The following is a 22,576-nucleotide window of genomic DNA, read 5'->3' on the forward strand; positions in this document are numbered from 1 at the left end:
TGCAGTCTTTACGCGGCACGATGAAACGCGCTTCGCTTCGAGTGTTCGGCCCGGCGCGAAGCAGGACGCGCAACCGGGCTTGCCGGCTGCGCGCGCAGTTCAGGTTTTATTGGCCCGGCTTGTAGAGCTGGTCGAAGACACCGCCGTCGCCGAAGAACTTCGGCTGGGCTTCCTTCCAGCCGCCAAAGTCCTCAATGGTGACGAGCTTCAGCTCGCCGAACCGCTTGATATCAGCCGGATCGGCGGCCGCCGGCTTGAACGGCCGGTAGTAGTGCTTGGCGGCGATCTTCTGGCCGGCATCGCTGTAGAGGTAGCCGAGATAGGCTTCCGCCACCTTGCGGGTGCCCTTGGCGTCGACATTGCCGTCGACGAGGGCCACCGGCGGTTCAGCCTTGATCGAGATCGACGGCGTGACGATCTCGAACTTGTCGGGGCCGAGTTCCTCGAGCGACAGATAGGCTTCGTTTTCCCAGGCGAGCAGCACGTCGCCGAGGCCACGCTGGACGAAGGTCGTCGTCGAACCACGCGCACCGGTGTCGAGCACCGGCACGTGCTTGAAGAGCTCCGTCACGTATTCCTGGGCTTTCGCTTCGTCACCTCCATTGGCGGCGCGGCCATAGGCCCAGGCAGCGAGGAAGTTCCAGCGCGCGCCGCCCGAGGTCTTCGGGTTGGGCGTGATCACCTGGATGTCCGGCTTCACCAGGTCGCCCCAATCCTTGATGCCCTTGGGGTTGCCCTTGCGCACCAGGAAGACGATCGTCGACGTATAGGGCGCGCTGTTGTTCTCGAACTTCGTCTTCCAGTCCGCCGGGATCTTGCCGGTTTCCTTGGCGATCGCATCGATGTCGGCTTCGAGCGCGAGCGTCACGACGTCGGCCTGCAGGCCGTCGATCACCGAGCGCGCCTGCTTGCCCGAGCCGCCGTGCGACGTCTGGATCGTCACGGTCTCGCCGGTGTCGGCCTTCCACGTCTCGGCGAAGGCAGCATTGAAGTCCTTGTAAAGTTCACGTGTCGGGTCATAGGACACGTTCAAGATCGTCGTGTCGGCAAACGCTACACTCGCGGCACCGAGCTGCAGGCCTCCGAGCACGATTGCCAGTCCCACCATTCCGGTAATTCGTCCAAAGACCATTTCGACCTCCATTGGTTACCAGATAAAACTATCAATTTTGTCGACTGCTACAACGTAAACCGATGATGCCAGAGGCAGCTATGGGGAAATGTCCTATCGTTTTGTCGGGCTTTTCGGGAACGGTTTGCCCGCAACCACGCCGGCGGCGGTGCCAACCATCGACAGATAACATGGGAAGCGCGCCGCGGCTGTCCAGTGGGCCGGCGTCGATTCTACCGTCCGGCGCCTCGGGTGCGGAAGGGCACAGGAGATGTGTTCGGCAGCAAGACCGATGGCGATGAACGGCGAATCTGTCAGGCGAAACGCTTCAATTCAGCGCTGTTCGTTTTCGATTGGAGGCGCCTAGAGAACGTGGCCGCGCGCTACTACCGGCCACACATCCTTCAATTTGTCGCCTTCGACGATATGGATGGCGTCCACCATGTTGGTGACGACGCAGGCGTGGTTCGGCACGATCCTCAGCTGGTCGCCGACATTGAGCCCGATCGGGCCGTCGGTGACGAGGCGGCCGTGTTCCTCCGACAGCTGGTCGATGCGGATGTCGTCGCGGCCAAGCACGTGGCCGTAGCCGGTGAGGCCGAGCAGGTCCGAGGTCAGCACCTTGCTGCCGGCATCGATGATGGCGCGGTTTTCGGACGGAACGGATACGACGGTCGCCAGCACCGTGAGCGCGCACTCGTCCCAGCCGGCGACGCCGCGCGCAACCAGCGAGCGGTCGTTATAGATATAGGTGCCCGGTCGGTACTCGCTCGCGACCGGTGCACCGTCGGCACGCATCATGCTCGGCGTGCCGCCGGAGGTAATCGCCGGCACGGCAATGCCGTCGGCTTCGATCAGCTGCTTCGCCTCGCTCATGAAGGCCTGGACCTTCGCCTCGCCGTTGACGGGCGGATAGGTCATCAGGCCGCCGAAGACGAGCCCCTTTGCCTCTTCGATCCGGCGGGCGAGTTTGGCGGCTTCCGCCGGGGAGCCGACGCCGCAGCGATCGGCGCCGGTGTTGCATTCGACGAACACGCGCAGCGGCTTGTCCTTGCCGGCGAAATAGCCGGCGAGCCCGTCGATGACCGTTTCGCTGTCGGCGACGACCGCGAGCGAAACGCGGTCATTGAGCCGCTCCAGCCGCGCCATCTTGGCGTCGCCGAGAATATTGTAGGTGATCAGAACGTCCCTGATCCGCTCGCTGCCCGCAACCATCGCCTCCGCCTCGGTGACCTTCTGGCAGGTGATGCCGATGGCGCCGGCTTGAAGCTGAAGCTCGGCCATCTGCGGCAGCTTGTGCGTCTTGATGTGCGGGCGGACGCGAATGCCGTGCTCATCCGCATAGGCCTGAAAGCGCTCGATGTTGCGCTTGGCAATTTCAAGATCGACGAGAACGGCCGGGGTTTCGATCGGCAGGGGCATCGCGACTCAACTCCTCTTGGGCGGCGCAGGATCGGGGCGAAACTACCTCAACTGCCCTTGACAAGATATGACTGCGGGCCTTTGATACGTCAATCCATTATTCAAGATTATAATGCATAGTTATAGAATAATGGTGAGGAGGCTAAAAAAGGGAGGAATGAAATGAGCAAGACCGTTTTTGCAGCGGCTGCCATCGCAGTCATGGCTATGGCCGGTACGGCCGCGGCCCAGGAACCGGCGAGCAAGCTGGACGAAGTGATCGCCCGCGGCCATCTGGTCATGGGCACCGGCAGCACCAATGCGCCGTGGCATTTCAAGAGCGCCGACGACAAGCTGCAGGGCTTTGATGTCGACATGGGCCGCATCATCGCCAAGGCGCTGTTCGGCGATCCGGAAAAGATCGAGTTCGTCAACCAGTCGTCCGACGCCCGCATTCCGAACATCACCACCAACAAGGTGGATATTACCTGCCAGTTCATGACGGTGACCGGTGAGCGCGCGCAGCAGATCGCCTTCACCATTCCCTATTATCGCGAGGGCGTGGGCCTGATGCTGAAGGCCGACGGCAAATATGCCGATTACGCCGCGCTCAAGGCCGCCGGCTCGTCCGTCACCGTATCCGTGCTGCAGAACGTCTATGCCGAGGCGATGGTGCATGCCGCCTTGCCGGAAGCGACGGTCGACCAGTACGAATCCGTCGACCTCATCTATCAGGCGCTGGAATCCGGACGCGCCGACACCGTCGCCACCGACCAGTCGTCGCTCGCCTGGTACATGACCCAGAACCCCAACCGCTACAAGGATGCCGGCTACGGCTGGAACCCGCAGACCTACGCCTGCGGCGTCAAGCGCGGCGACCAGGACTGGCTGAACTTCGTCAACACCGCACTGCACGAGGCGATGACCGGCGTCGAGTTCGACTTCTATGCGAAGTCGTTCAAGACCTGGTTCGGCAAGGATCTTGCTCCGCCGCAGATCGGTTTCCCGGTCGAGTACAAGTAAGCCTCTCCGGGCGATCCCGCCGCCTGTGGGGTCGCTCTCCGTCCTTCGGCATGGGTGGCTGAAACATGGGCTATACTCTGAATTTTTCCGCAGTCTGGCGCTCCTTCGATCTTCTGCTCGAAGGGCTGGCGCTCAGCCTCGGCCTCGCCTTCGCGGCGATCCTTGCGGGCTGCCTGATCGGCCTCGTCACGGCCTTCGGGCTGGTGTCGAAGAACCCGTTCCTGCGCAAACCGGCCGGTCTCTACGTGACCGTCATCCGCAACACGCCGATCCTGGTTCTGGTGCTGTTCAGCTACTTCGCCTTGCCGCAACTCGGCGTCAGGCTCGGCAAGATCGAGAGCTTCGTGCTGACGCTGGCGATCTATTCCGGCGCCTATCTCGCTGAAGTTTTTCGCGGCGGGCTGCTCTCGGTTCCGCCGGGGCAGCGCGAGGCGGGGCTGGCGATCGGGCTCACGGAAATGCAGATCCGCACCTCGATCATCCTGCCCTTGATGCTGCGCAACGTGCTGCCCTCGCTCAGCAGCACGATGATCTCGCTGTTCAAGGACACCTCGCTCGCCGCGGCGATCGCCGTTCCCGAACTCACCTTCGAGGCGCGCAAGATCAACGTCGAGACCTTCCGGGTGATCGAGACCTGGATCGTAGCGAGCTGCCTCTATGTCGCCACCTGTTCGGTGCTTGCCGCCCTGATGCGCGCGGTCGAGCGTCGTCTCTCCGTGCCGAGGTGATCGCGATGGATTTTCCAGCATTTCTTGATCAGCTCTGGCTCGCCCGCATTCCCTTGCTGAAGGGGCTTGGCGTTTCGATCTCGATCTCCTTCCTGTCGATCGTCGTCGGAACGGTACTCGGCGTCTTCGTCGGCCTTGCGCTCACCTACGGCTATCGGCCGGTGCAATGGATCGTGCGCGGCTATACGGATTTCATCCGGGGTACGCCGGTTCTCGTGCTCGTGCTTGCGAGCTACTATGTGCTCAGCACCGTCGGCATTGATCTCGGTCCCTTCCAGGCCGGCATCCTGGCGCTGTCGATCTTCTGCAGTTCCCATGTCGGCGAGCTTGTCCGCGGCGCCCTGCAGGCGATCCCGAAGGGGCAGACGGAGGCGGCGAAGGCCATCGGCCTGACATTCTCGCAGACCTTCGTCGACGTGCTCGGGCCGCAGGCGTTGCGGCAGGCGCTGCCGGCCTGGGTCAATACGGCGGCCGAGATGGTCAAGGCCTCGACGCTTCTGTCGATCATCGGCGTCGCCGAGCTTCTGCTGCGCACCCAGGAGCAGATTTCGCGCAGCTTCATGAGCCTCGAGTTCTACTTCTTTGCCGGCTTCCTCTATTTCGTCATCAACTACAGCATCGAGCGCTTCGGCCGTTACGTCGAACGCAAGACCGCTGTCCCATCCTGAGGCTTCGGCTCCGATGACCCAGACATTGCTTGAAATCCGCGATCTCCACAAACGCTACGGCGCCGTCGAAGTGCTGAAGGGCGTCGACTGCACCATGGCGCAAGGGGAGGTCATCTCGATCATCGGCTCCAGCGGCTCGGGCAAGACGACGATGCTGCGCTGTATCAACATGCTGGAGGAATTCCAGGGCGGCTCGATCCGCATCGACGGCCAGGAGATCGGCTACGAGACCGTGGGCGGGGTGCGCAAACGTAAGAAGGAAAAGGAAATCGCCCGCCAGCGGGCGATGACCGGCATGGCCTTCCAGCAGTTCAACCTCTTTCCGCATATGAGTGCGGCGAGAAACATCATGCTCGGCCTGATGAAGGTCCGCGGCATGGGGCGCGACGAGGCGCGGGCGGTTGCCGAGAAATGGCTGGACCGCGTCGGGCTGCTGTCGCGCATGGATCACTTTCCCGGCCAGCTCTCCGGCGGCCAGCAGCAGCGCGTGGCGATCGCCCGGGCGATCGCAATGAACCCGAAGCTGATGCTGTTTGACGAGGTGACCTCGGCGCTGGATCCGGAACTCGTCAACGAGGTGCTTCAGGTGATCAAGGGCCTTGCCGAAGACGGCATGAGCATGCTGCTCGTCACCCACGAAATGCGCTTTGCCTATGAGGTCTCGTCGCGGGTGATCTTCATGAACCAGGGGCGCATCGGCGAGGAGGGCAATCCGAAGGAAATGTTCGTGAAGCCGCAGACGGAGCGTCTGGCGGAGTTCCTGAAAAGCTCGTCCTTCAACTGATCCGGGTTCTATGATCGGGCTGGCCGCCGCGAAAGCGACGGCCGGCTCTTGTTTTCCGCGAAAGGCTCAACCTTTCGCGAGCGACCGGCCGCTTTGCGGATCGAAGAGATGCAGCGCATCAGCCTCTATGGTGAAAGCGCGCTCGTCGCCGGCAAGCAGCGAACTGCGCGGCGGCAGGCAGGCGGTGATGCGCTGGTCGCCGATCCGCGCGGTGGTGACGAGTTCCGCGCCGGTCAGTTCAACCACCTCGACTCGCGCCTTGAACTGCGGCGCAGCCTCGTCGCCGGAGGCCAGACTTAGCGCTTCCGGACGGATGCCGACCTTGACGCGCTGACCATCGGAGACCAGGCCGCGAAATTGGGGCGGCAGGGCGATCGCCTGATCACCGCCGGCGATCGTCACCCGGCCTTGTGCAACGGTCGCGTCCAGGATGTTCATCGGCGGTGAACCGACGAAGCCGGCGACATAGAGCGTGGCGGGTCGATCGTAGATCTCTTCCGGCGTTCCCAGCTGCTCGATACGGCCGTCGCGCATCACGGCGATACGTGTCGCAAGCGTCATCGCCTCGATCTGGTCGTGGGTGACGTAGACGACGGTCGTCTTCAGCATCTGGTGCAGGCGTTTGAGCTCGGTGCGCATTTCCATGCGCAGCTTGGCGTCGAGGTTGGAGAGCGGCTCGTCGAACAGGAAGACCTGCGGATTGCGCACCAGCGCCCGGCCGATGGCAACGCGCTGGCGCTGGCCGCCCGAGAGCTGGCTCGGCTTGCGCTCGAGCAGGTTTTCGATCTGCAGCAGCTTTGCCGTTTCCTTCACCGCCTTCTCGCGTTCGGCGACCGGAACCTTGCGCATCTCCAGGCCGAAACCGATGTTTCGCGCGACGCTCATGTTCGGGTAGAGCGCATAGGACTGGAACACCATGGCGATGTCGCGATCCTTCGGATGCGCGCCGAGAATGGAGCGCTCGCCGATGCGGATGTCGCCGCCAGTCGGTTCTGCGAGGCCCGCGATGATGTTGAGAAGCGTGGACTTGCCGCAGCCGGACGAGCCGAGAAGAACCAGGAACTCGCCGCTTTCGAGCGCGATGTCGATGCCCTTCAGCGTCTCGATCTCGCCATAGCGCTTGTGGATGTTCTCTATGGCAAGAGCGCTCATGCGCCGGTCTCCTGAAGGTAGGACGAAAGCGGTTGGCCGTAGCTGCGCGGCAGGGTGGAGATCGCCTCGGAGGCGATGGCGACGCCGGTGCGCAGGCAGGCCTCGAGCGGCATTTCGGCGGCAAGTGCCGCGAGGAAGCCGGCATTGAAGACGTCGCCGGCGCCGATCGTATCAACGACGGTGACGGCGGGTGCGGCCGCCGATGAAACGCGGCCGTCCGCGTCGATGGCGATCGCGCCGTGCGGTCCGCGCTTGACGACGACGATCGCGCCTTCGGGCATGTGTTTGCGGAGCTCGCGCGCCGCCTCGGTCGGGTCGGAGACGCCTGTCAGGGTCGTCGTCTCGACCTCGTTGAAGAGCGCCAGCCGGCAACGCTTCAGCCAGCCGATGGTCGCCGCGCAGTTCGCCTCGATCCAGCCGTCGAGCGGCCAGCCGGTGTCGAGGGCCACGGCAATGTCGTGCGCATCGGCCCAGTCGAAGAAGCGGTCATAGTCCGCGGTCAGCGCGTCGGTCAGGAACGAGCCGGTCAGGAGCGCGTAACCGCCGCGCAGCTTTTCGCCGTCGAGCATGGCACGGACTTCCTCGAAATTGAGGAGCGGCAGATGCCCGCGCGTGGTGAAAAAGGTGCGCTCGCCATCGGGATGGGTGATGCCGACGGAGAGTGTGGTTCCGACAGCCTCGACCGGCCACGCCTTGGAGCGCTCGGGAAAGGCCTGCCTCAGCCAGGTGCCGAACTGGTCGTTGCCGACATTGGCGGCGATCGCGTAGTCGACGCCGAGCGAGTCCCAGGCGAGCGCGCTGTTGCCGGCGCAGCCGCCGACGCGCAGCTCGTCATGGTCGACGATGATTTCGGTTCCGGCCTTGGGCCAGGGGGCCGCCGGCCCGAGGATGAGGTCGACATTGGCGTTGCCGACCACGGCAAGAGGACGCATCGTTATTCGCTCCGGGTAATTTTGGTCGAGCGCACGGGGGTGCCGGCATTCTCGACGCGGGCCGCCGCAAAGGCGATCATGAAGGATTGGGCGACCGGCAGCATGGCGAAGATCGCCGCCAGGCCGGAAGCCGATGCAAAGGGGATGGTGGTGACGCCATCGATCGCTGCCTCGCCGGAAGCGTCGAAGACGACGACCGGCGAACCGGCTTCGGCAGCCGAGATCGCCATGGCGCGAACGAGCCCGGCGGTCGCATCTGCGCCACGGAAGAGAACGACGCCGACCGAAGGGCCAAGCATTTCCATCGGCCCATGTCGAAGCTGGCCGCCTTCGAGCGAGAAGCACGGCAGGCGCGAGAGTTCGGTGAGGCCGAGGCCGATCGCCTCGGCGAGACCCTGCAGGCGACGGGCCGAAGTGACGACGGAGCGGACGTCCGCCAGCGCCGCAAGCGCTGCGGACGTATCCGGCGCTTGCGGATTTTCCAATGCGGAAAGCGCGTCGGCGGGATCGTCGCCGAGCGCTGCGAGCACGGCGAGATGCAGGGCGAAGCTGATGGTCAGGCTGCGGGTGGCGGCAAAGGCCTTTTCAGTCCCGCCGACACCGACGAGCGACGGTGCGTTCGTCGCCAGGAAGGAGTCCCTCTCCAGCGTCAGCCCGAACGTATGCGGCGTTCCGCCATTGGTCTCGCCGAACCAGCGCAGCACTTCGGCACTTTCACCGGATTGCGAGGTGATGAGGATCGTCTTGCCTTCGATCGACAGTGGCTGGCCGAGCTGCTCGGAGAGTGGCAGGGCGACGGCGTCGATGCCATGGGCGCGGTAGAGCGGTTCGACGGCGCGGCCGACGGCATGCGAACCGCCCATGCCGAGCAGCAGGAGTTTGCCGGTCGCCTTCAGCGAGCGGGCGATCTCCGCGGCGCGTGGCGCTGCGCCGCGGACCGAGGCGACAGCGTCGGCGGCCTGGCGCGCCATTTCACGATCGATTGCGACGAGCCCAGCGGGGCGTTCCGAAGTGGTCATAGCCGTTATCCCTTCACACCGCCGCTGGTAAGCCCGGAGATCAGGGCACGTTGCATGATAAGGCCGATCAGGACCGGGGGCAGGGCGGCCAGCACCCCGGCTGTGGCGATCAGCCCGTAATCGGAGACACGGCCGCCGGCGAGGTCGGAAATGGCAACCGTAAGCGTCTTGGCGCGCAGATCCGACGTGAAAAGCAGCGCATAGAAGAATTCGTCCCAGGCGAGCAGGAAGGCAAAGAGCGCCGATGTCGCCATGACGGGTGCCGCGAGCGGCAGGGTGATGAGCCGCAGGATCTGGTCGAGGCGGGCGCCGTCGATCATCGCCGCACTCTCGATTTCCTTGGGAATGGAATCGAAGCCGGATTTCAAGAGCCAGGTCGTGAAGGGTGCGAGAATGGTGAGGTAGACGAGCGCCAGGCCGAACACCGAATTCAGAAGTCCGAGATAGGCAAGCCCCATATAAAGCGGCACGGCAAGCGCCACCGGCGGCAGCATGTAGGTGGCAATCACCGCATAGAGCGACCAGGAGACATTCGACGTGCGCGACACCGCCCAGGCGGCCGGAATGGCGACCGCGATCGCTGCCAGCGTCGCCATGCCGGCGACCTTCAGGCTGTTGAACAGCGAAGCGGTAAAGGCCGCGCCTGCGCTGTTTTCGATCGTCGAAAGCAGCAGCCGGTAGCGCGAAAGGTCGATTTCCTCCGGCCACCAGTTGAGCGGTTTCGCCGAAAGGTCGGCGGCCGACGAAATGCTCATGACGAAGAGCCAAAGGATCGGGGCGAGAATGACCGCCGCCAGCAGCAGTGCAGCCGCATAGACGAAGACGGTAAAGAGGGGGCTTTGGCGTTCCATCACGAGGCTCCCGCGGCTTTGCGCACCATGGCCGCGTAGGCGACGGCGAGCACGGTGACGAGCAGGGTGACGATCAGCGCCAGCGAGGCGCCGGATCCCGCCCGCTGGAAGGAGAAGGCCTCCTGGTAGACCAGGATCGACAGGGTGCGGGTGCTGTTGGCCGGTCCGCCGCGCGTCATCACCCAGATGAGGTCGAAGACCTTGAAGGCCTCGATGGTGCGCAGCACCAGGGCGACGAGAAGAGGGCCGGCCAGATAGGGCATGATGACGTAGCGGAACCGATTGAACGGCCCGGCCCCGTCGACGAGCGAGGCGGCGGTGATGTCGCGCGGCACGGCCTGAAGGGCGGCGAGCGCGATCAGCGCCACCAGCGGAAAGTTCTTCCAGCAGTCGGCGATGATCAGCGCTGTCAGCGCCGAGCCGGGCTCGCCGAGCCAGGAGCGGTAGCTGTCGATCAGGCCGAGCTGCATCAGCGCGGCGTTGAGCGCGCCGTATTCCGGGTTGTAGATCAGCCGCCACAGCGTGGCATTGACCACGGTCGGCAGCGCCCAGGGCAGGATCATCAGGGCCCTGAGCGCCGTTCGGCCGCGAAATTGCTGGTTGAGCAGCAGGGCCGCGAGCACGCCGAGCACCATTTCGGCGGTGACGGAGACGACCGCGAACCAGGTCGTCGTGATGAACGCACGCTGGAAATTCGAGCCACCAAGCATCTTGGCATAGTTGTCGAAGCCGACGAACGTGCCTTCCGTGCCGACGAGCTTGGCGTCGGTGAAGGAAAGCCTGACCGTGTCGATCAACGGCCAGCCGATGACGGCGATCATCACCGCCAGCAGCGGCAGCATGAGCAGCCATGCGCGCGTTGTTATCCAGGTGCCGGACATAGGATGGAAACCTTCTCGGGCCTAGGGAGCCCCGTCATGCTATCGCATCTTGCCCCGGATCGTCATCGACCCAAGCGAATGATGCGCCAAATCAAAGTGTTGAAGCGTGGCGGTGCTGCCGCCAGTTCCCGCGGTCCCCGGGCGGTTTCCCGCCCGGGGCTTGGGAGGGCGGCTCAAAGGCCGCTGTTTTCGGCCGCCGTCTTCAGGGCGTCTTCGGCCGAAGCCTGGCCGAGAAGCGCTTCCTGGATCGCCTGTTGAAGGGCGGTCGAAAGTTCCTGGTATTTCGGGGTCGTCGGACGCGGATACATCGCCGCAAGGCCGAGCTTGGCAGCGCCGATCAGCTCTTCCTGGCCCTTGGTGACGCTGGCGTCCTCATAGGACGAGGCCCAGATCGGCAGGCTGAGCTTGGCATAAGTGTTCTGCGTTTGCTGCGAGGTCATGTAGACGATGTACTTCCAGGCCTCGTCCGGGTTCTTGCTGGTCGAGGTTACGCCGAGACCCATCGAGCCGTTGACGGCCGAGACTTCGCTCTTGCCGGCCACGCCCGGCGCCGGCACGACGCCGACCTTGCCAGCTACCTTGCTTTCCTTCGGATCGTTGGCGAGGTTGTACATATAGGTCCAGTTGAGCGCGAAGGCAGCTTCGCCGTTCTGGAACACCTTGCGCACGTCCTCCTCCAGGAATTCCTTGGAGTTCGGATTGGTGAGCCCCGAGGTGTAGCTCGTCACCATGTAGTTGAGCGCATCGAGACCGCCGCCCGACGTAAAGGCCGGCTTGCCACCGTCGATGAACTTGCCGCCATAGGCGCTGACGAGGGTGGTATAGTCGCAGATCGCGGCTTCCGCCTGCGACCAGCTCCAGGCGATCGGGGTGGCGAGCAGGCCCTTGTCCTTGATGACCTTGGCCTGTTCGGCAAGCTCGTCCCAGGTCTTCGGCGGCGCCTTGATGCCGGCCTTCTCCAGGATTTCCTTGTTGTAGAACAGGTATTTGGTGTCGAGGATCCAAGGCATGCCGTAGCGCTTGCCGTCATATTCGACCGTCGTCCAGGCACCGGGCAGAACGCCGGACTTCATTTCGTCGGTGATGCGGTCGGTGACGTCGACGAGCACCTTGTTGGCTGCATATTCGGCCGGCCAGATCACGTCGAAGAGCACGACGTCGTAGCCGCCACCGGAACCCTGCGCCAGCACGGTCTTGTCGTGCAGGCCTTCGTAGGGAACGAATTCGAGATTGACCTTCACATCCGGGTTGGCCTTGGTGAAGGCCTCGGTCATGGCGCGCACATCCGCCTCGCTATAGGCGGCCTGGGCCATGAACAGTGCGTTGAGCGTCGTTTCCGCATGCGCGTGGCCAGCAAAGGAGACGCCGGCAAGGGTCGCGCAAAGCAGCGTCGTTCTTATGGATTTCAACATTCCTACCTCCCAATGACATAAGCGTTTCAGATTTCCCGGCATGCCTTATGCGGCACGCCGCATGCGAGAAGGCCGCCTTTCACGAAGCGGCTGTCGACATATCAATTGGAGCGCTCGCGGTGGTCTTGCCGCCGCTGTCGTTCCCCCGAAGCTCTTTTCGGCTTCTATTAAGTCAATTGTCTTGACTTATTTTTTGTTCAATATTCTAACAGTGTCAAGAGGGGTTTTTGGATGAACGATATGCGCCTGATCCGGGCGAAGAGCGGCACCAATCAGGAGGGGACGAGCGCGCATAACCGCCGCGTCATGATCGACGCGTTGCGGCTGAACGGCCAATTGTCCCGCGCTGACCTTGCCCGCGCGACGGCGCTGACCAAGCAGACCGTTTCCAACATCATCGAGGACCTGGAGCGAGACGGGCTGGTCGAGTCGCTGGAGGCCGTTCGCAACGGCCGCGGGCAGCCGTCCACGCCCTACCGGCTGGTGCCGGAAGGCGCGTTTGCAATCGGGTTGCAGATCGACCGGCACGTGACGCGCACGATCGCGGTCGATCTTGTCGGCCGGGTGCTTGCCCGCGGCGAGGCCAACCTGCCGGCCGGCGGGCCGGCGACCGGAGTCAGGACCATCCTCGAGCTGATCGAAAAGACCCGCCGCGACCTGACGGCGCTGGCGCCCCATTCGGAGGATCGTCTCGTCGGGCTTGGCGCCGCCATGCCCGGTCCGTTCGGTGTGGACGCCGATGCCGACGACCCCTGGATGATGGCCGCCTGGCAGAACTTTCCGTTGCTCGAAACGCTTGCCGCCGGTACCGGGCTCGATGTCGGCCTGCAGAACGACGCCGCTGCGGCCGCGACCGCCGAGCGTATGGTCGGGGCTGCGCATGGTGTCGATCATGCGATCTGCATTTACTTCGGCTACGGTCTCGGCGCGGGCCTGATCCTCAACGGCGAGCTTTATCGCGGCGCCAACGGCAATGCCGGCGAGATCGGCATGATCCTCAGCCTGCCGCGCGGGGCAAGCTCCGACGACCGCATGCCGCTCGAACACCGTGCCTCGATCGCGTCGCTGTGCAAGCTTCTCGACCTCGATCCGGCCGACCCTGACCTCTATGCGCGCATCGATGCCGTGGCCGCGAGCCCGGACCACAGCCTGCTTTGCTGGATCGACGCGGCCGCCTTCGAAATGCGCGCGGCTGTCCAGGCGCTGGAAACGATCTTCGACCCGCAGACGGTGATCCTCTGCGGTGGGCTGCCGCCGGGTCTTGCGCGCCTGTTGACCGACGCGATGATGCCGCTGCTTCCGTCGATCGCTGAGCGGCGGGACCGCACGCTTCCGAGGCTTCAGGTCGGCTTCACCGACCCCTGGGCGGTGGCGATCGGTGCTGCCGCCGAGCCGATCAGCCGGACCTTCGATCCGCGCTTTTCGGCAATCCTCAAGACCCGGGTCGCCGCCGTCGTCTGACCGCCGGCTTTCGGCGATCAGGTCCGGGGCTCGTCCAGACGGGCAAGTTCCGCAAATTCGGCGCCGAGAAAATCGAGTAGCGCGCGGACAGAGGGAAGCAGGCCACGCCGCGACGGGAAGGCCGCATGAATGATGCCGGCCTTCGGCGCCCAGTCGGGCAGAACGTCCACAAGCGTGCCGTCCTTCAGGTCTTGCCGCACCACCATGGTCGGCAATTGGCAGATGCCGACGCCGTTGAGCGCGGCGAGCCGCAGGGCCACCATATCCTCCGTCACCAGCCGCGGCCGGTGCCGGACGATCGCGGTCGCGCCGTCGGGGCCGTCGAGCCGCCAGTCGTGGCTCTGGCGATCGGGGTTCCAGGCAAGGCTCGGCAGGCCGCCGAGATCCGCCGGTGCTGGCGGGTTGCTCATGCCGGCAAGTAGCCTGGGGCTGGCGACCAGCCTTTGCTTGCTCTCGGCGAACCGCTTGACGACGAGATCGCTTTCCTCGAGCGGCGGGAAGCGCACGCGGATCGCGACATCGATGCCTTCGCGCAGGACATCGACGCGCCGATTGGTGCTTTCGAGCACGACCTCGACCTTCGGGCATTCGGCCATGAAGCGCGCGATCATCTCACCCACCTGGAAATAGACGACCGACGACGGGCAACTGACATGAACCACGCCCTGCGGTTCGGAACGGGTGCGGTCGATCATTTCCTGCGCGGCCTCGGCCTCCACCAGCATGGCCACGCAATGACGGTAATATTCGCGCCCGATCTCGGTAATGACGAAGTGGCGCGTCGAGCGTTGCACCAGCCGCACCCCGAGGCGCTCTTCGAGAAGGCCGATGCGACGGCTCAGGCGCGAGCGCGGCATGTTCAATTTGCGGGCCGCGGCGGCAAAGCCGTTCTGCTCGACGACGTCGACGAACAGCTTGAGATCGTTCAAATCCTGCATGGGCGTTTGTCCTGTTTTCAGGACACTATAGACCGGTTTAGCCGCCTACCGCCAGATTTGGTGCACGCATATCTTCCCTCCAACGCTCTCGCTGACATGGCGAGGCCAAGGAGAAACAGCCATGAGAAAGATACTCGGCATCTTCGGGAATGCGCATCCGCATTGGGTTGGCGATGGCTTCCCGGTTCGTTCGCTGCTGGCGCGTGACCGCGCTGGCGATCACGCCAGCCCCTTCCTGCTGCTCGACTACGCTGGGCCGATGAATTTTGCGCCTGGTGTCACGCCGCGCGGCGTCGGTGTCCATCCGCACCGCGGCTTCGAGACCGTGACGATCGTCTACCAGGGCGAGGTCGACCACCGCGACTCCGCCGGCAATGGCGGCCATATCGGTCCGGGCGACGTGCAATGGATGACGGCTGCGGGTGGCATCCTGCACGAGGAGTTCCATTCGGAGCGTTTCACTCGCGAAGGCGGCACGCTTGAAATGGTGCAGCTCTGGGTCAACCTTCCGGCCGCCCACAAGAGTGTCGATCCCGGCTACCAAACGTTGCTCGATCGCGACATTCCGACGGTCAACCTGCTGGACGGTGCGGGATCGCTAAGGGTGATCGCCGGAAATTACGCCGGAACGCAGGGACCTGCGCGCACCCACACGCCGCTCAATCTCTGGGACCTGCGCCTGAAGCAGCAGGGCTCGCTCAGCCTTGACCCGCCCGAGGGCCACTCGCTCGGCCTGGCGGTCCTGCGCGGCAACGTGCTCGTCAACGGCAGTGATCTCGTCGGCGAGGCGCAGTTCGTGCTCTTCGGCCGCGTCGGTGGCGGCATCACGCTGGACGCCAGTTCGGATGCGACTGCGCTCATCCTGACCGGCGAGCCGATCGACGAACCGGTCGCCATGTACGGCCCCTTCGTCATGAACACCGAACAGGAAATCAGGCAGGCGATGACGGACTTCCAGTCCGGTCGCTTCGGCAAGATCGCGAGCGCCTAGCCCCGGCTGGGGCGCACGCACCGGGTCGATGCTCGGATGACCCACCGGCGGAAGCGATCCGCCTAAAGATATCGAGCCTCACACGGAGCAACGGCCACAAATCAACCGGGCCGTTGTCTCGACGCAAACAGACGTCAATCAACAAGGAGCAAGACCATGACCCCTGCAAACTTCAACGGACAGCGCCCGGTTATCGATCCCGATGATGCGGTGATGCTTTTGATCGACCACCAGAGCGGCCTGTTCCAGACCGTCAACGACATGCCGATGCCGAAGCTTCGCGCCCATGCGGCAGCGCTTGCCAGCATGGCGACGCTGACGAAGATGCCGGTCATCACCACCGCCTCCGTGCCGCAGGGCCCGAACGGCCCGCTGATCCCGGAAATCCATGCTAATGCGCCGCATGCCAAGTATGTTGCCCGCCGCGGCGAGATCAACGCCTGGGACAATCCGGACTTCGTCGCCGCCGTCAAGGAAACCGGTCGCAAGACCCTGATCATCGCCGGCACGATCACCAGCGTCTGCATGGCCTTCCCGGCGATCAGCGCCGTCCATGAGGGCTACAAGGTGTTCGTCGTCATCGACGCCTCGGGCACCTATTCGAAGATGGCGGAGGAAATCACTCTTGCCCGTGTGGTCCAGGCCGGCGTGGTGCCGATGGATACGGCAGCCGTCGCGTCTGAACTGCAGCGCACCTGGCATCGCGACGACGCCCAGCAGTGGGCCGAGATCTACACCAAGATCTTCCCGGAATACCAGCTGCTGATCGAAAGCTACCTGAAAGCCCAGCAGGTCGAGAAGGACCACGAACAGCTGGACTCCCAGCGCGGCTAAGACCATCGCGAGAGCAAACGAAGCACCCACGGCAGACATTCTGCCGTGGGTGTTTTGTATTGATGATCAGCGGCGGTCGATTTCCAGGATGGTCTGGAACAGGACCTCGGCGCCGCGGGCACATTCCTTGGGTGACGTGTATTCCGCCTCGTTGTGCGACAGCCCGTCCTTGGACGGCACGAAGATCATGGCGGTCGGAGTGATCGTCGCAATATGGGCCGCATCATGCCCGGCTCCGGAGACCATGTCGGTCGCCGAATAGCCGAGCGCTCCCGTACTGGCGCGCACGGCGTTTACGATCGTCGGATCGAAAACGACCGGCGCCTTCGACCAAATGTGTTCCAAGGCGACGCCAGGGCCAGCCTTGCGGACAGCGTCTTCAAGAGCCGCTTGCATCTGGTCGAGTCCGATCTCGGACGGATGGCGCATATCGATCTGCAGTCGCACGGAACCCGGCACGACATTGCGCGAATTCGGGCCGACCTCGACGAAGCCGACAGTGCCGACGCCCGGCGGGTTCTGGTGGGCGATGTCGCGGACGGCAAGGACGATCTCGGCCGCCGCCACAAGCGCATCGTCGCGCTGCGCCATCGGCGTGCTGCCCGCATGCGCCTCCGTGCCGGAGACGACGACATCGAACCAGCGCAATCCCTGGATACCGGTGACGACACCGATCTCGGTCGCCGACGCTTCGAGCAGCGGCCCCTGCTCGATATGGAGCTCGACATAGGCGGCAAAGGCAGACGGATCGATCTTGGCCTCGCCGCGATAGCCGATCGCATCGAGGGCCGTTCCAACCGTGACGCCTTCGCGGTCGGTGCGCGCCTGGGCGTCATCGAGCGCCATCGCGCCGGCAAAGACGCCGGAGCCCAGCATTGCCGGCGAGAAGCGGGAGCCTTCCTCGTTCGTCCAGTTGATGACCACGAGCGGATGGCGGAGCCGGGTGGCGCTCTCCTTGAGCGTGCGCAGGATTTCGACCCCGGCAAGCACGCCGAGAATGCCGTCGAAGCGGCCGCCCTGCGGCTGGGTGTCGAGATGGCTGCCGACGGCGATCGCCGGCAGCGACATGTCCTCGCCTGCATAGGTCGCGAAGATGTTGCCGATGGCGTCGATCTCGACCGTGCAGCCGAGCGCTCGGCATTCGCCAACGTACCAATCGCGGACCTCGCGATCCTCCTCGGTCAATGTCAGTCGCGTGACGCCGCCCTTGTCCGCAGCGCCGAAGCGCGCGGTCGAGACGATGTCGGCCCACAGCCGGTCGCCGTTGGTCGCCGGCGTGTTGATGCGGCTCGGTTCGCTGCGCATGGCTTCCGCGTTCATTTCGATTGCTCCGGCGCGTCCTTGTTGAGCCGGTAGCGGAAATCGCAATGGGAAGCGCCCTGCATCACCGTCTGGGTGCGCTCTAGCGTGATGCGCGGATCGTAGCCGGTGCAGAAGACGCCGTCGCGGTTGCAGGACAGCAGGTGTCCGATATGGCCGAGCCCCATCTCGCTGTAGGTCTCGGCGTAGCGACAGCGCTTCACGTTGTAATGGAATTCGTCGTCGGTCGCTTTCGTCACCTCGATCACGAGGGCGTCGTCCTGGGTCCAGAGATCCTGCAGTTCCTGGAAAGTGCGCAGGTTGGTGCCGCCGGGGGTCTTTGCGGCAAAGGTCCGGCCGGCCTCGATCGCGGCCTTGGTGATCGCCTTGTCGAGGATCGCCTGGGCGCGCTCCTCGCCGATCTCCTCGCGCATCGCCTCATAGATCGGCGCGATGATGCCGGCCTCGATACGGCGGCGTGCGAGAATGCCGATCTCGCCGTCCATCGCCGCGCGTGTATCGGTGTTTTGTTTGTCCGTCTTGTCCATGCAATGCCTCCCTGTCTGCCACAGGGCAGATCGACAGGGGACAGGATACTACGCCGAACATGCCTCGGTGTTGCAAATCTGTGCCGGAGCTGTTTCTCCAGGTGCAAATTTTTTGCGTCAAATTGCCGTTGTGCAGGAATCGATCGCGAGCTTGTCGAAAAGCACCGAACGACAGGTGCGTGGAAGCGCTGGATTCTGCGGCGCGATCAGCGCTCGCTGCTTGAAACGAACCACCGATAGTAGGGATTGTCCGGCTCCACGCGCATCAACAATTCCATGTCGCGCGCCCACTCCTCGCGATAGCCGGCATAGGCGTTGAGCGAGGCCTGGTAGAACAGCATCAGCCGGTTGTGGGCGTCACTTACGGATTTTTCGAGCGCGGCGTCGTCGCCGGCAACTGGCGCCTTCGAACGCAGGGCAACGAGGGCCGGAAGCGTGCGCTGCAGTTCGTCGGGGCGAACCCAGCTTGCATATTCGATCCGCGGCTGGTCGTCGGTGACGGGAAGGGCGGAACCGGCATAGCGCTCGAGCCCGGCCCGGTCGGTCATCCAGGTGGCGATGAGGTCGGCCGGCCCGGAAATGCCGACCTCGCCAAGCGCTGCCGCAAGCGTCGGGTCGGAGAGCCGGGCGGCGATGCGGGAAGCGTCAAGCTCCTGCGGCTCGAGCGAGCCGACGAGCAGCATCTCGTGCAGTTCGGTCGACCAGAGCGTGGCGTGGGGGAAACTGTCGAGAAAGCTGCGCACGAGCGCGCGGGTGTCCTCGTCGTTCTGGGTGGCGATCGGCAGCCATTGCGCGACCAGGCCGTTCGGCGCGAGGCGCTCGCGCGCCAGAGCGTAGAAATCGGAAGAGTAGAGATTGACGACGCCGGCGGCGGATGGCGGCGGCGGTTCGAGTGTGATGAGGTCGTAGCGTTCTTGGCTGCGCATCAGTTCGCGCCGCCCGTCGGCGACACGCACGTCGAGGCGGCTATCGACGGCCGCATTGAAGTTGCCGGCAAAGAGCGCCGAGGCGCGGGCGACCGAGGGCAGGAGTTCGGCGGCAACGCGTCGGTCGAGACCGGGATAGGCGAGCAGCGAACCGGCGGTAATGCCTGTGCCGAGGCCGATGACGAGAGCCGATTTCGGTTCGCCCTTATGGATGACAAGCGGCAACAGCGCCTGCAGCCGCATGTAGCGCAACGACGGCATGGCGTCGCCGGTGTTGGAAACGCCCTGGATGTAGAGCCGGCGGAAGCGGCGGTCCTGCTGGCCCTGCTCGATGACGGCGACGGTCGCGCCGAGGCCCTCCTCATAGGACACGATCGTGCCGTTGCCGCGCGAAAGGTTGAGCAGATTCGCGAGCCGGTCCGGCGGCACGACGAGGGCGATCACCACGGTGAGGACGCCGAGCGCCGGTGCGAGAAGCCGCCGGCTGGTCCAGCCGCCTTTTCCGCGGCTGACGGCGATGAGGCCGATTGCGGCGGCGGCCACGGCGAGAACGGCAAAGCTCCGGACAATGCCGAGGGACGGGATCAGCACGAAGCCGGTCAGAAGCGTGCCGAAGATGCCGCCGAGCGTGTTGAGCGCCAGAACCCGGCCGGTGTCGCGGCCGGCGTGTTCCGGATCGACCGCGAGCCTGAGGGCGACCGGGAAGGCGGCGCCGAGGATCAGCGTCGGAACGAAGACGATCGTCAGCGCAGCAACGAGGAACCGCACGCACATGCCCGCAAAGATGCTGCCAGTAAAGCCGGCGACGGCGGCCTCGGCGCTGGTCTGCAATGCCGTCAACCAGGGGCCGAGCAACGCGAGTTCGGCAAGCGCAACCAGGCCGGCAAGCGTGATCAGCAGGCCGAATGTGCTCCAGGGATCGGAGAGGCGCTCGCTTCGTCGCGCGAAAAGGGCGGCGCCGAGGGCAAGGCCAGCGAGATAGGTGGCAAGCACCACCGAAAAGGCGAAAGAGCGGGTGGAGATGAACTGAACAATCGCTTGCGACCAGGCGACTTCATACCCAAGGGCGATACCGCCGGCGACCGCATAAAGGACGAGCGCCAGCCGCGAGCCGCCGGCGCTACGCGTTTCCGCAGGCGGCCTCCCTTGGCCGGGTTCTTGGGCGGCTGGGGTGTTCAGGGAAAGTGCTACCGCTGCGGCGGCAAGGCCGAGCCCCGCGGCCGCGAGCCCGGTCGCCTGAACGCCGAGGGCTGGAATGAGAACGAAGGAGACCGCGAGGCACCCGGCGATGGCGCCGAGCGTATTGGCGGCATAGAGCCGGCCGCCTTTTGCGGCGACCCCGCCCGGAGCTGCATTCAGTGCCCGCAGCAGCACCGGCAGGGTGCCGCCCATCAGGAAGGCGGGCATGGCGATGATCAGGACCAGCAGGGCCCAGGCGGCCAGCGGGCTTGTGCCTTCGATCGCGACGAAGAGCGGCGCAATCCTGGAAAGGATGAAGGTAATGCCGGCGCCAAGCACGGCGACGCCGGTTTCGAGCAGGGCATAGAGGCGGAGCGGCCGTCGGGAACGGTCGCCGGCGCGGCCAAGGGCAAAGCTGCCGAGCGCAAGGCCGAGGAAGAAGGCGCTGACCCCGGTGCTGACCGCGTAGACATCGACGCCGGTGACGAGCGAGAGCTGTTTGATCCAGAGAACCTGGAAGACCAGCGCGGCAGTACCGGAGAGAAAGAGCATGAATGCCGCGACTGCCGGACCGAAGCGTCTCCGCTCTGCCGCCACGGCATCTTCATTCGCCGCCTCCATGGCAACCGTTCGAGCGGGCGGAATGGTCTTCGTCATTGCGGCACGCCATCTCCAGCAAAGGCAAAAGGAAGGCGGCGCAAGGCGCCGCCTCCAATAGATTATTGAGCCGGTTGCGACTTGGCCAGGATCTCGTCGATCTTCTGGTGCACGCTTTCCTCGATCTGGTCTACCGAGAAGCTTGCCGGCTTCTGGCTCGGCGGGTACTCGATGAAGGTTTCTAGGAATACGGCTGCCTTTTGCACGGCCTGTGCGCTCAGATAGACGTTCTTGGTCCGCCAGTCGTTGTACTGGTCCGAAACGATGTCTGCGCGTTCATACGGGTCCATGCGCAGGTTGAAGATCTTCGGAACGCGCAGGCAGACGAATGGATCCTGCCAGACGTCGAATCCGCCAGGCTTGCGCATTTCGCAGAAGACGTATTTCCAGTTATCGAGACGCATGCCGACGAGCTTGGCGTCGTCGTTGAAGTAATAGAACTCGCTGCGTGCGCCCTTTGGCTGCTCGCCCAGTATGTAGGGAAGCTGGTTGTAGCCATCGAGGTGGACCTTGAAGGTCTTGCCGTCCAGGTCGGTGCCCTTCAGCAGCCGATCCTTGATGTCCTTGTCGCCGGCAGCAGCAAGCAGGGTCGGGAACCAGTCGAGACCGGAGACCATCTCATTGGAAATCCCGGGCTTGATCTTGCCCGGCCAGCGGATCATCGCCGGCACGCGGAAAGCGCCTTCCCAGTTGCTGTCCTTCTCGCTGCGGAACGGCGTGGTTGCCGCATCCGGCCAGGAGAACTGATTGGGACCGTTGTCGGTCGTGTAGACGACGATGGTGTTGTCGGCGATCTTCAGTTCGTCGAGCAGGTCGAGGAGCTTGCCGACGTCGTTGTCGTGCTCGACCATGCCGTCGGCATAGTCGTTGCCGGGCATGCCGCTCTGGCCCTTGTACTGGTCGCGCACATGGGTGAAGAGGTGCATACGCGTCGTGTTCATCCAGGTGAAGAACGGCTTCTTCGCCTCGGTCTGCTTCTTGATGAACTCCATCGCCGCCGCGGTCGTCTCGTCGTCGATGGTTTCCATGCGCTTGGAGTTGAGCGCGCCGGTGTCTTCCACCTTGCCGTCGGCGAAGGAATGCAGCACGCCGCGCGGCGCGTAGGATTTCAGGAACGCCGGATCATCCTTCGGCCAATAGGGGCGCTCCGGCTCTTCCTCGGCGTTGAGGTGATAGAGGTTGCCGAAGAACTCGTCGAAGCCATGTGCCGTCGGCAGGAAGCGGTCCTGGTCGCCAAGATGGTTCTTGCCGAACTGGCCGGTGGCGTAACCCTGCGCCTTCAGCGCCTGGGCGATCGTCACGTCGCGGTCCTGGATACCGACCGGGGCGCCGGGAACGCCGACTTTGGACATGCCGGTGCGCAGCACCGTCTGGCCGGTAATGAAGGACCGGCGGTGCAGCTGTTCTCGGCATAGTAGTCGGTGAACATCAGGCCGTCGCGGGCGATCCGGTCGATGTTCGGGGTCTTGTAGCCGACGACGCCGAAGGAATAGGCGCTGATGTTGGTCTGGCCGATATCGTCGCCAAAGATAACGAGGATGTTCGGCTTGGCGGCGTCCTGCGCGTGGGCTGGAAGTGCGGAGGCGGAAATTGTCGACATCAGCACGGTGCCGGCGAGCGCCAGCGCCTTCGGTTTCGCGGCATGCCCGATGGTACACGCGGCGATCCGGCCAAGCCGGTTCTTCAGATCGATACTCATCTCATGTCTCCCTGAGGCAGCAAGCAATCGCTCTCGGAATGCAGGCAAAGGTTTGAGCTTACCGATGCAACTTCTACCGGTG

General features: G+C 64.2%; 19 protein-coding genes and 1 pseudogene. 7 read left to right on the forward strand and 13 right to left on the reverse strand.

Translation table 11 applies throughout. The annotated features are described in order from the left end of the window. Positions 1–106: 106 nt before the first annotated feature. Positions 107–1,108: a sulfate ABC transporter substrate-binding protein gene (locus ACIQUG_RS12265; RefSeq protein WP_402323014.1), complete on the reverse strand. Its 1,002-nt coding sequence runs from the start codon at positions 1,106–1,108 to the stop codon at positions 107–109. A 366-nt stretch (positions 1,109–1,474) separates the two neighbouring features. After that, entirely contained in the window at positions 1,475–2,533 is a 1,059-nt protein-coding gene (locus ACIQUG_RS12270; protein WP_402321656.1) for a D-TA family PLP-dependent enzyme, read from the reverse strand. A 162-nt stretch (positions 2,534–2,695) separates the two neighbouring features. On the opposite strand from ACIQUG_RS12270, the gene ACIQUG_RS12275 reads away from it, so the two are divergent. From ACIQUG_RS12275 to ACIQUG_RS12290, 4 genes are all read left to right on the forward strand, one after another. Beyond that, entirely contained in the window at positions 2,696–3,535 is an 840-nt protein-coding gene (locus ACIQUG_RS12275) for a transporter substrate-binding domain-containing protein (protein WP_052201656.1), read from the forward strand. Positions 3,536–3,600: 65 nt separating this feature from the next. Beyond that, positions 3,601–4,263 (forward strand): amino acid ABC transporter permease, encoded by a 663-nt coding sequence (locus ACIQUG_RS12280; protein ID WP_043613628.1) that lies wholly within the window; start codon positions 3,601–3,603, stop codon positions 4,261–4,263. Between the two features lie 5 nt (positions 4,264–4,268). Further along, positions 4,269–4,931: an amino acid ABC transporter permease gene (locus tag ACIQUG_RS12285; protein ID WP_402321661.1), complete on the forward strand. Its 663-nt coding sequence runs from the start codon at positions 4,269–4,271 to the stop codon at positions 4,929–4,931. 13 nt (positions 4,932–4,944) lie between these two features. Then, a complete protein-coding gene (locus ACIQUG_RS12290; protein ID WP_402321664.1) occupies positions 4,945–5,715 on the forward strand; it encodes an amino acid ABC transporter ATP-binding protein in 771 nt (256 codons plus the stop codon). A 66-nt stretch (positions 5,716–5,781) separates the two neighbouring features. Here ACIQUG_RS12290 and ACIQUG_RS12295 read toward each other — a convergent pair whose 3' ends face one another. The 6 genes from ACIQUG_RS12295 to ACIQUG_RS12320 all read right to left on the reverse strand — a co-directional run bounded on the left by ACIQUG_RS12295 (position 5,782) and on the right by ACIQUG_RS12320 (position 11,962). Continuing rightward, a complete protein-coding gene (locus ACIQUG_RS12295) occupies positions 5,782–6,867 on the reverse strand; it encodes an ABC transporter ATP-binding protein (protein WP_402321667.1) in 1,086 nt (361 codons plus the stop codon). Continuing rightward, positions 6,864–7,799 carry a carbohydrate kinase family protein gene (locus ACIQUG_RS12300; RefSeq protein WP_402321670.1) on the reverse strand — a complete coding sequence of 312 codons (936 nt, stop codon included), beginning with the start codon at positions 7,797–7,799 and terminating at the stop codon, positions 6,864–6,866. Before ACIQUG_RS12300 ends, ACIQUG_RS12295 begins: the two co-directional genes overlap by 4 nt. Positions 7,800–7,801: 2 nt before the next feature. Then, complete coding sequence (locus ACIQUG_RS12305) at positions 7,802–8,818, reverse strand: SIS domain-containing protein (RefSeq protein ID WP_402321673.1); 1,017 nt, start codon at positions 8,816–8,818, stop codon at positions 7,802–7,804. A gap of 5 nt (positions 8,819–8,823) precedes the next feature. Then, positions 8,824–9,669 (reverse strand): carbohydrate ABC transporter permease, encoded by an 846-nt coding sequence (locus tag ACIQUG_RS12310; protein ID WP_402321676.1) that lies wholly within the window; start codon positions 9,667–9,669, stop codon positions 8,824–8,826. Next, positions 9,669–10,550: a carbohydrate ABC transporter permease gene (locus tag ACIQUG_RS12315; RefSeq protein ID WP_402321680.1), complete on the reverse strand. Its 882-nt coding sequence runs from the start codon at positions 10,548–10,550 to the stop codon at positions 9,669–9,671. Before ACIQUG_RS12315 ends, ACIQUG_RS12310 begins: the two co-directional genes overlap by 1 nt. Positions 10,551–10,723: 173 nt before the next feature. Further along, on the reverse strand, positions 10,724–11,962 hold the full coding sequence (locus ACIQUG_RS12320) for an extracellular solute-binding protein (RefSeq protein ID WP_402321683.1): 1,239 nt from the start codon (positions 11,960–11,962) through the stop codon (positions 10,724–10,726). A 231-nt stretch (positions 11,963–12,193) separates the two neighbouring features. On the opposite strand from ACIQUG_RS12320, the gene ACIQUG_RS12325 reads away from it, so the two are divergent. Then, a complete protein-coding gene (locus ACIQUG_RS12325; protein ID WP_205236753.1) occupies positions 12,194–13,423 on the forward strand; it encodes an ROK family transcriptional regulator in 1,230 nt (409 codons plus the stop codon). A 17-nt stretch (positions 13,424–13,440) separates the two neighbouring features. Here the strand turns inward: ACIQUG_RS12325 and ACIQUG_RS12330 are convergent, their stop codons facing one another. Next, complete coding sequence (locus ACIQUG_RS12330; protein WP_402321686.1) at positions 13,441–14,361, reverse strand: LysR family transcriptional regulator; 921 nt, start codon at positions 14,359–14,361, stop codon at positions 13,441–13,443. 121 nt (positions 14,362–14,482) lie between these two features. On the opposite strand from ACIQUG_RS12330, the gene ACIQUG_RS12335 reads away from it, so the two are divergent. Together ACIQUG_RS12335 and ACIQUG_RS12340 are read left to right on the forward strand one after the other, a co-directional pair. Beyond that, entirely contained in the window at positions 14,483–15,352 is an 870-nt protein-coding gene (locus ACIQUG_RS12335) for a pirin family protein (protein WP_402321689.1), read from the forward strand. 156 nt (positions 15,353–15,508) lie between these two features. Next, the gene (locus ACIQUG_RS12340; RefSeq protein ID WP_402321692.1) at positions 15,509–16,186 is read left to right on the forward strand and encodes an isochorismatase family protein; all 678 of its coding nucleotides are present in this window, start codon (positions 15,509–15,511) and stop codon (positions 16,184–16,186) included. Positions 16,187–16,252: 66 nt separating this feature from the next. On the opposite strand, the gene ACIQUG_RS12345 is transcribed toward ACIQUG_RS12340, so the two are convergent. The 4 genes and pseudogenes from ACIQUG_RS12345 to ACIQUG_RS12360 all read right to left on the reverse strand — a co-directional run bounded on the left by ACIQUG_RS12345 (position 16,253) and on the right by ACIQUG_RS12360 (position 22,494). After that, positions 16,253–17,506, reverse strand: a complete 1,254-nt coding sequence (locus ACIQUG_RS12345) for a Zn-dependent hydrolase (RefSeq protein WP_402321695.1) — start codon at positions 17,504–17,506, stop codon at positions 16,253–16,255. Continuing rightward, positions 17,503–18,033, reverse strand: a complete 531-nt coding sequence (locus tag ACIQUG_RS12350) for an L-2-amino-thiazoline-4-carboxylic acid hydrolase (protein WP_402321698.1) — start codon at positions 18,031–18,033, stop codon at positions 17,503–17,505. Before ACIQUG_RS12350 ends, ACIQUG_RS12345 begins: the two co-directional genes overlap by 4 nt. A gap of 206 nt (positions 18,034–18,239) precedes the next feature. Then, positions 18,240–20,795, reverse strand: a complete 2,556-nt coding sequence (locus ACIQUG_RS12355; protein ID WP_402321701.1) for a fused MFS/spermidine synthase — start codon at positions 20,793–20,795, stop codon at positions 18,240–18,242. Between the two features lie 62 nt (positions 20,796–20,857). Then, a pseudogene (locus ACIQUG_RS12360) lies at positions 20,858–22,494 on the reverse strand (arylsulfatase). Positions 22,495–22,576: the final 82 nt, after the last annotated feature.

It is taken from the genome of Ensifer sp. NPDC090286, assembly GCF_044769565.1.
Classification (GTDB): domain Bacteria; phylum Pseudomonadota; class Alphaproteobacteria; order Rhizobiales; family Rhizobiaceae; genus Ensifer.

Excerpts from the sequence above, each read along its gene's own strand:
- ACIQUG_RS12325 (WP_205236753.1), top strand. The coding sequence starts at position 12,194 with ATGAACGATATGCGCCTGATCCGGGCGAAGAGCGGCACCAATCAGGAG.
- ACIQUG_RS12275 (WP_052201656.1), top strand. The coding sequence starts at position 2,696 with ATGAGCAAGACCGTTTTTGCAGCGGCTGCCATCGCAGTCATGGCTATG.
- ACIQUG_RS12285 (WP_402321661.1), top strand. The coding sequence starts at position 4,269 with ATGGATTTTCCAGCATTTCTTGATCAGCTCTGGCTCGCCCGCATTCCC.
- ACIQUG_RS12320 (WP_402321683.1), bottom strand. The coding sequence starts at position 11,962 with ATGTTGAAATCCATAAGAACGACGCTGCTTTGCGCGACCCTTGCCGGC.
- ACIQUG_RS12310 (WP_402321676.1), bottom strand. The coding sequence starts at position 9,669 with ATGGAACGCCAAAGCCCCCTCTTTACCGTCTTCGTCTATGCGGCTGCA.
- ACIQUG_RS12290 (WP_402321664.1), top strand. The coding sequence starts at position 4,945 with ATGACCCAGACATTGCTTGAAATCCGCGATCTCCACAAACGCTACGGC.
- ACIQUG_RS12280 (WP_043613628.1), top strand. The coding sequence starts at position 3,601 with ATGGGCTATACTCTGAATTTTTCCGCAGTCTGGCGCTCCTTCGATCTT.
- ACIQUG_RS12340 (WP_402321692.1), top strand. The coding sequence starts at position 15,509 with ATGACCCCTGCAAACTTCAACGGACAGCGCCCGGTTATCGATCCCGAT.
- ACIQUG_RS12265 (WP_402323014.1), bottom strand. The coding sequence starts at position 1,108 with ATGGTGGGACTGGCAATCGTGCTCGGAGGCCTGCAGCTCGGTGCCGCG.
- ACIQUG_RS12295 (WP_402321667.1), bottom strand. The coding sequence starts at position 6,867 with ATGAGCGCTCTTGCCATAGAGAACATCCACAAGCGCTATGGCGAGATC.
- ACIQUG_RS12345 (WP_402321695.1), bottom strand. The coding sequence starts at position 17,506 with ATGAACGCGGAAGCCATGCGCAGCGAACCGAGCCGCATCAACACGCCG.
- ACIQUG_RS12355 (WP_402321701.1), bottom strand. The coding sequence starts at position 20,795 with ATGACGAAGACCATTCCGCCCGCTCGAACGGTTGCCATGGAGGCGGCG.
- ACIQUG_RS12305 (WP_402321673.1), bottom strand. The coding sequence starts at position 8,818 with ATGACCACTTCGGAACGCCCCGCTGGGCTCGTCGCAATCGATCGTGAA.
- ACIQUG_RS12335 (WP_402321689.1), top strand. The coding sequence starts at position 14,483 with ATGAGAAAGATACTCGGCATCTTCGGGAATGCGCATCCGCATTGGGTT.
- ACIQUG_RS12315 (WP_402321680.1), bottom strand. The coding sequence starts at position 10,550 with ATGTCCGGCACCTGGATAACAACGCGCGCATGGCTGCTCATGCTGCCG.
- ACIQUG_RS12300 (WP_402321670.1), bottom strand. The coding sequence starts at position 7,799 with ATGCGTCCTCTTGCCGTGGTCGGCAACGCCAATGTCGACCTCATCCTC.
- ACIQUG_RS12270 (WP_402321656.1), bottom strand. The coding sequence starts at position 2,533 with ATGCCCCTGCCGATCGAAACCCCGGCCGTTCTCGTCGATCTTGAAATT.
- ACIQUG_RS12330 (WP_402321686.1), bottom strand. The coding sequence starts at position 14,361 with ATGCAGGATTTGAACGATCTCAAGCTGTTCGTCGACGTCGTCGAGCAG.
- ACIQUG_RS12350 (WP_402321698.1), bottom strand. The coding sequence starts at position 18,033 with ATGGACAAGACGGACAAACAAAACACCGATACACGCGCGGCGATGGAC.